The organism is Streptomyces meridianus (genome assembly GCF_023703325.1).
Classification (GTDB): domain Bacteria; phylum Actinomycetota; class Actinomycetes; order Streptomycetales; family Streptomycetaceae; genus Streptomyces; species Streptomyces meridianus.
In genome coordinates this window covers 1-7,151 of sequence record NZ_JAMQGM010000075.1, presented here as the reverse complement: position 1 = coordinate 7,151, position 7,151 = coordinate 1, and the positions used below count along the sequence as shown (strand labels likewise).

The 7,151-nt window shown below is 71.5% G+C and carries 6 protein-coding genes and 1 pseudogene; 4 read left to right on the top strand and 3 right to left on the bottom strand.

Annotated features, from left to right (window positions below):
- Window positions 1-40 precede the first annotated feature (40 nt).
- Window positions 41-1,038, bottom strand: a pseudogene (locus M1E25_RS25170) (IS5 family transposase).
- Window positions 1,039-1,336: 298 nt separating this feature from the next.
- Here M1E25_RS25170 and M1E25_RS25165 point away from each other — a divergent pair.
- Both M1E25_RS25165 and M1E25_RS25985 read left to right on the top strand, forming a co-directional pair.
- A complete protein-coding gene (locus M1E25_RS25165; protein WP_251419558.1) occupies window positions 1,337-1,633 on the top strand; it encodes a hypothetical protein in 297 nt (98 codons plus the stop codon).
- Window positions 1,634-1,834: 201 nt separating this feature from the next.
- Complete coding sequence (locus M1E25_RS25985; RefSeq protein WP_372501451.1) at window positions 1,835-2,110, top strand: transposase; 276 nt, start codon at window positions 1,835-1,837, stop codon at window positions 2,108-2,110.
- A 317-nt stretch (window positions 2,111-2,427) separates the two neighbouring features.
- Here M1E25_RS25985 and M1E25_RS25160 read toward each other — a convergent pair whose 3' ends face one another.
- Together M1E25_RS25160 and M1E25_RS25155 are read right to left on the bottom strand one after the other, a co-directional pair.
- Window positions 2,428-3,801, bottom strand: a complete 1,374-nt coding sequence (locus M1E25_RS25160; RefSeq protein ID WP_372501449.1) for a glycosyltransferase 87 family protein — start codon at window positions 3,799-3,801, stop codon at window positions 2,428-2,430.
- Window positions 3,802-3,913: 112 nt separating this feature from the next.
- Window positions 3,914-4,111: a hypothetical protein gene (locus M1E25_RS25155; protein ID WP_251419556.1), complete on the bottom strand. Its 198-nt coding sequence runs from the start codon at window positions 4,109-4,111 to the stop codon at window positions 3,914-3,916.
- Window positions 4,112-4,401: 290 nt separating this feature from the next.
- On the opposite strand from M1E25_RS25155, the gene M1E25_RS25150 reads away from it, so the two are divergent.
- Both M1E25_RS25150 and M1E25_RS25145 read left to right on the top strand, forming a co-directional pair.
- Window positions 4,402-6,486, top strand: coding sequence for a HelD family protein (locus M1E25_RS25150; RefSeq protein ID WP_251419554.1), 2,085 nt, complete (start codon window positions 4,402-4,404; stop codon window positions 6,484-6,486).
- A gap of 90 nt (window positions 6,487-6,576) precedes the next feature.
- A complete protein-coding gene (locus tag M1E25_RS25145) occupies window positions 6,577-7,116 on the top strand; it encodes a hypothetical protein (RefSeq protein WP_251419552.1) in 540 nt (179 codons plus the stop codon).
- Window positions 7,117-7,151 lie beyond the last annotated feature (35 nt).

Below are 7,151 nucleotides of genomic sequence, written 5' to 3'. Positions count from 1 at the left end.
CCGAAACGGCGAGGCTAGGGCGCGTATCGAGTCGCGATCATCATCCGCCCCGGGTGAGGTCTTTGAGCCAGATCATTGAGGCGCGCAGATAGAGGCCAGCGAGGTAGCTGTCCGGGGTCTTGTCGTACCGGGTGGCGATGCCTCGCCAGGCCTTGAGCTTGTTAATCAGGCGCTCGACGGTATTCCGTTCCTTGTGGAGCTCTGCGTCGTGGCTGACGGGTCGGCCGCCCCTGGAGCCCTTGTTCTTCCGGTTGGCGGCCTGGTCCCTCTTGTCCGGGATGACTGCCTTGATGCGGCGTCTGCGCAGGTGGGTGCGGTTGCCGGAGGACGAGTAGGCCTTGTCCCCGGCGACCGCGTCGGGTCGGGTGCGTGGACGGCCGACCGGCCCGCGGACCCGTACCTTCTTCAGCACGGGGATGAACTGCGGGCTGTCGGCGGCCTGCCCGGCGGTCAGGATGAACGCCAGCGGGCGACACTTCCGGTCGCCGGCGACGTGAATCTTGCTGGTCTGCCCGCCCCGGAAGCGTCCCAGGAGGGCGGCCTTCAGTCGCAGCTTTCGGCGACGCCGGATGCGTCGGCTCCACCCGCTCGGGGTCTGCGTTGGCTCCCTGCCCGTTCTGTTCGTCGAGGCCGCCCCCTTTGACCTGGCCTTCTCCTCCTCGGCGGCAGCCTTCTCCAGGGCGACGAGCACGTCTTCGCTCAGGTGCATCCCGGCGGCGTCGTGGTGGGCGCGCGCGGTGGTGGAGTCGATGCCGACCAGAGACAGTTCCACCATGCCCCGTTTCGCGGCTTCCGCGATCAGACCCTCCAGCAGGGCCTCGAACACGCCGGCGTCACGCCATTGCTGGAAGCGATTGGAGACGGTCTGCCAGGCGCCGAACTCCTGCGGCATCTCCCGCCACTGCCCGCCCGTCTTGAACCGCCAGATCACGCCTCGAACTGCTGGCGCAGCCGCTCGGGGTACGGGCCATACTCGCCAATCGGCAGGTATGGCCCAATGAACTCCCACTCTTCGTCTGTCAGTTGCACTCGCGTCACGCAAGATGATCTACCGGATCAGGCCTCGGAGCGATGACTAATCCCACAGATTGATCATGACTCAATACGTGCTCAGTAGGCGCGTCCGCAAGTATTGATCGGAATTATGGGTCAAATCGCCCACCCGCCCGATGGGCGTTCAGCGCGCGAAGCCCGCCGCACCCCTGATCCGCATCGCCGACCGCGAGTCGCACGTCCGACTCGCGGCCTAACGACCAGAATTTCCGGCCGCGCGTACTAGGATCCGCCTCTAGCATCACTCGATCGACCGTTGCTCACCCAAGCGATAGGAGGCCCGATGATCGGCGTGCTCGTGACTTTCACGCAGACCGACAAGTTCGATCGTTCAACTCTCGCAAAGATTGCCGGCGAACTCCGAGGGCCGTTCGAAGGCATGGCCGGCCTTCGCTTCAAGAGCTTCATGCTCGACGAAGACGGCGTTCAGGCAAGGAACTTCTACATGTGGGATGACGAGGACAAAGCCCGTGCTTTCTTCACGGAGGAGCTCGTCGACAAGGTGGCGGGGATTTATGGCGTCCCGCCCAAAATCGAGTATCTCGATATTGTGGGGTTCGTCGACAACTCTGGCATCTGATTCTCAAGGGGGTTGTCGCGCAAACCCCTGCCGTCCGGGCCGTTTTGGACCACCGGGGCATGCCACAGAACTTCCTCACATGCGATCGCGACCAACCGCTGCTGCCGGCCCTGCAGTCCCCTGACCTGAGTGACTGGCTGCCCGAGGACCACCTCGCCTGGTCGGTGATCAAGCGATCGAGCAGCTCCACCTCGATCCCTTCTGCGGCGCCTGCCGCTCCGACGGGCACGGCCGGGCCGCCCACGAGCCGAAGACGATGCTCACCCTGCTCGCTACTCCTACCGCGTCGGCGAGCGAAGCTCGCGCGGGATCGAGCGCCGCTGCCGCGAGAACGTCGCCTTCCGGGTGATCTGCGCAAAACAGGTCCCCGACCACGCGACGATTGCCCGCTTCCGGGGCCGCCGCCAGGAGGCCCTCGCTGGCCTCAATCTGCGCGCCTCGATGATCTGGCTCAAAGACCTCACCCGGGGCGGATGATGATCGCGACTCGATACGCGCCCTAGTGCTGTGACCGGAAAATCTCACCGGCTCGCGACGCCCTGTACGGCGCCTCGCTGCGTTGTCGCATCGCCCGAGTACGCCCGGTACGAGGACGATTCTCCGCCTTGCGATGCACCGCACCGGACGCCGCGAGCCACCCGGCAAACCTTTCCGGTCACAGCACTAGGCGGTCAGCTTCGTATGGTCGCCGACTTCGGGGACCGCCAACTGCGTATCCAGTAGGCATCTGCCGCAACCACAGCGCGGGGCGGCAACGAACGGACGGCAGTGACGGCTTTGGGGGCCATCGGCACTCAACTGCGCGACGACCACCGGGATGCGACGGCCACGCCGTCCCGGCCACCGCGGCGGTGTGCCCGCCACTGCCTCGCGGCCACCGCCGCGAGGACGGCCAGCCCGAGCAGCGGATACGGGGCGGCGAGCGGCTGCTGCCACCACGGGAGTCGCAGGTCGAGGTCACCGCGGTGCGGCAGCAGCCACATGCTGCGCGCGGTGAACACCACCGCGACGGCGGCGAGGACGGCTCGTCGGCGGGACAGCAGGGCGAGCAGCGGCACGCACCACACCCAGTGGTGGCTCCAGCTGATCGGGGAGACGAGCAGCCCGGTGAGCGCCGCGCACAGCAGGCCCCACTCGGGTCGCCCCCGCAGGGTGACCCGGCGGGCGACCGCGAGGCCGGCGATCACGACCAGGACGGCGGCCACCGTTCCCGCCGCGCCGGCGTCGGGCCGGTGCAGCAGCCGGCCCATCAGTCCGTGCAGGGACTGGTTGTCGACGATCCACACCTTGCCGACGCGCCCGGTGTCGAACAGCAGCCCGGTCCAGTAGGCGTGGCTCGCAGCCGGAAGTGCGAGGGCCCCGGCGAGCACCGAGCCGGCGAAGGCCGCCAGGGCGGCGAGTCCGGCCCGGCGCCGGCCGGTGACGAGCAGGAAGAGGACGAAGACCGCCGGGGTGATCTTGATGCCCGCGGCCAGGCCGGTGGCGAGGCCCTTGCCGCGAGCCCCGTCCGGCCGGCCGGCGTCCCACAGCACGAGGCAGGCGAGCACCAGGTTGATCTGCCCGAAGATCAGCGTCTGGAACACGGGTTCGAGCCAGAGCGCGAGTGCGGCGCCGGCGCAGATCGCGGCCGGCCGCAGCGGATGGGCACGGGGTACCCCGGCCAGGTCGAGGGAGAGTCGGACCAGCAGGACCAGGAGCGCCAGATTGGCGGCGACGGCGCAGACCTTGAGGACCGCGGGCGGGGCGAGCGCTGCCGGGACGAAGAGGATCGCGGCGAACGGCGGATAGGTGGCGGGCAGGTCCCACCGGGTGACGGTGAAGCCGTAGGGGTCGTCGCCGGACAGGACGGCCGCGCCCTCGGCCCGGTAGACGAACAGGTCCGCCATGGGGGCATGGCGCAGGAGCAGCAGCGCGGCGAACAGAGCCAGGGAGACGGCGAGCAGCAGGACGGAGCCGGCGAACGCGGTGCGGGCCGAGGGCCGAAGCTGCGACGGGAGCAGGCGGGACGGGCTGGACCCGGCGCCGGCGGCCCCGGTCGCGGAGGTCCCGTCAGCACGGCCGGGGGACCCGTCTCCGGTGCCGGTCGCCCGGTTGCCGGGAGGCCGGTCGCCGGGAGGCCGGTCGCCGGACGTGCCGTCGCCGGACGTGCCGGAAGAACTCGCTGACACCCGCTCGTCCCTCCGGTCGGCGTCCGGAGGCGACGTTAACCGAGGAGAACGATTCAGGCCGGGATGTCCCGGCGGGCTCGCCCGTCGGGGCTCGGCCGGGTCCGTCGGCGTCTCAGCGCCGGGCGGCGCGCGCGGAGTGCCCCTCGTGGCCGGCGTACTCGCCGAGGACCGCGACGCGGAACGCGGCGGACACGAAGACCCGCAGCGCCCGCAGGGCGTCCCCGACCAGGTGCCGGGCGTGAGCTTCGCCGACCGCCGTGCTTCCCGTGTGCTGCACCGGTGACCCGTCAAGGGTGGACAGAGTGGTCATGCCTCCATGATGGAATTCACACGAACGGCCCACAACGGACCAAAGTCCCGTATCGCTCGCCGGACCTGCGCCTCCGGGCGGCGCGGGGCCCTGCGCGTCCGCCGGGCGCCGCCGTAATTCGATCGCGCCGCCCCGGGCGCCCGGCTACAATCGCCGCTTCCCCGCCTCCCGGACCACGGCGCCGAACGGCAGCCGGGGGGAGAGCGCCGCCGACCGGACGGAAACCGGCCGGGCCCACGTCTTTCGACTCCTCGCACCCGTGCGAGCCCGTTCCCGGAGGCAGAGACCCCGTGCCCGCGCATGCCCCTGAACCGTCCGACCCCCTCGCCCGGGAGCGCGCCCATCTGGCCTCCTCCCGCGCCGCGTTGAGCGCCATGCGGGCCGACGCCGAAGCCCTCGACATCGGCGACGTCACGGCGAACTGGGTGAACGCCGCCGTGCTCCGGCACCAGATCGACGAGCGCATCAAGGCGCTGGCCGACCACGCGCACACCCCGCTGTTCTTCGGCCGGCTCGACTATCTGCGCGCGCCCGGCGGGGAGTTGGCGGAGGGCGCCGACGGCGAGCGGTTCTACATCGGCCGCCGGCACGTCCACGACGAGGACGGCGACCCGATGGTCATCGACTGGCGCGCCCCGGTCTCCCAGCCGTTCTACCGGGCGTCGCAGAAGGACCCGCAGGACATCGCGATGCGCCGGCGCTTCGGCTACACGGGCGGGCAGCTGACCGCCTACGAGGACGAGCACCTCACCGACGTGTCCGAGGAGGACCTGGGCACCGCCAGCAAGCTGCTGCAGGCCGAGATCGAACGGCCGCGCGTGGGCCCGATGCGGGACATCGTCGCGACCATCCAGCCCGAACAGGACGAGATCGTCCGCGCCGGGCTGTCGGGCACCGTGTGCGTGCAGGGGGCGCCGGGCACCGGCAAGACGGCGGTCGGCCTGCACCGGGTGGCCTACCTGCTGTACGCGCACCGGGAGCGGCTGGCCCGCACCGGGACGCTCGTCATCGGCCCCAACCGGTCCTTCCTGCACTACATCGAGCAGGTACTGCCCGCGCTCGGCGAGCTCGCGGTGGCCCAGGCGACCCTGGACGACCTGGTGGCGCACGTCGAGGTGCGCGGCACGGACACGGCCGCGACCGCTGCCCTCAAGGGCGACGCCCGCATGGCGGAGGTGCTGCGCCGGGCGGTGCGCTCCGGGGTGACGATGCCGGCCGAGCCGGTGGTCGTGGTGCGCGGGTCGCGGCGCTGGCGCGTACCGGCGCACGAAGTGCAGGAACTGGTCGAGGAGTTGCTGTCCCGCAACATCCGCTACGGCGCGGCCCGCGACGCACTGCCGCAGCGCATCGCGCACGCGGTGCTGGTGCGGATGGAGCAGGCCGGCGAGGCACCGGACGACCGGGTCCAGGACGCGGTGGCGCGCACCCCCGCGGTGAAGGCCGCCGTGAAGGCGGCCTGGCCGCCGGTCGATCCGGCGAAGCTGGTGCTGCGCCTGCTGTCGGACACGGACTTCCTGGCCGAGCAGGCGGCGGGCATTCTCACCGCGGACGAGCAGAAGCAGCTGCTGTGGGCGAAGCCGGCCCGGGGGGTGAAGTCGGCGCCCTGGACGGCGGCCGACGCGGTCCTCGTCGACGAGGCGATGGATCTGGTGCAGCGCACGCCCTCCCTCGGGCATGTCGTCCTCGACGAGGCGCAGGACCTGTCCCCCATGCAGTACCGGGCGGTGGGCCGTCGCTGCACGACGGGCTCGGCGACCGTGCTGGGCGACCTGGCCCAGGGCACCACGCCGTGGGCCACGTCGGGCTGGGCGGAGGCGCTGGCCCATCTCGGCAAGCCGGAGGGGCAGGTGGAGGAGCTGACGGTGGGCTTCCGGGTGCCGCGCACCGTCATCGCGTACGCGTCCCGGCTGTTGCCCGCGATCGCCCCCGGGCTCGCCGAGGCGACCTCGGTGCGCGACGCGCCCGGCTCTCTGCAGGTGCGCCGGGTGCCCGCGGACGGGCTGGACACGGCCGTGCTGGAGGCCTGTCGCAATGCCCTGGAGCACGAGGGATCGATCGGTCTCATCGCGGCCGATGCCCGGCTGCCCGCCCTGGCGGTGGCCCTGGCCGAGGCGGGCATGCCGTGTCTCTCCCCCGGCGCGGAGACATCCGAGGGCGCCCGGCTCACCTTGGTCCCGGCCTCGCTGGCCAAGGGCCTGGAGTACGACCACGTGGTGCTCGACGAGCCGGCGGCGGTGGTGGACGGGGAGCCGGACGAGCGGACGGGGCTGCGCCGACTGTACGTCGCACTGACCCGGGCGGTGTCGGGGCTGACCGTGGTGCATGCGGCGGATCTTCCGGGGCAGCTGACCGACGGGGAGCCGGAGGGCGCCTAGAGCCCGGAAACGATCACTGTCGGTTGCGCACCGTTGCGCCCGGTTCATCCGATTATGGGATTCTCGGGTCGTCCCCCTATGGTGCGATCCATGGACACCACCAAGGCCCCGGAGCAGGCCACCACCGATGAGGCTGCCCGGCGCACCGACGTGACCGAACGCACCGACGACAAGCCGGGTGCCGCGACCGCCGCCCCGGCCAAGGCGTCCGCCCCGGCCAAGGCGTCCGCCGCGGGCGTGGCCGCCGGCGCCGCTGCCGTGGCGGGAGCCGTCCTCGGCTTCGCCTCGCTGACCGGCACCTGGGTCGGCCGGCTGGCCGCCGAGCGGGAGGCCCTGCTGGGCCAGATGAAGACCTCGTCCGGCCAGGCGCAGCCGCAGGAGCAGATCGCCGCCGTCTACACCGCCCCGTGGCACACCACGGCGCTGTACCAGGGCTTCTTCGCGCTGGCCGCGCTGCTCGTCGCCGGAGCGGTTCTCCTGCTGCCGCGGGTGACCACCGCGCCCGACGGACTCGCCCGCGCGCCCTGGGTCCGTGCCGTGGCCTGGGCCGGAGTCGCCCTCGGCGGCCTCGGCCTGCTGCTGTCGGGAGCCATGTTCCTCGACGTCTTCGGCGGCGTACCCACGCCGTAACCGACACGACGTTGCCGACGGGCGGCGTCACGGGT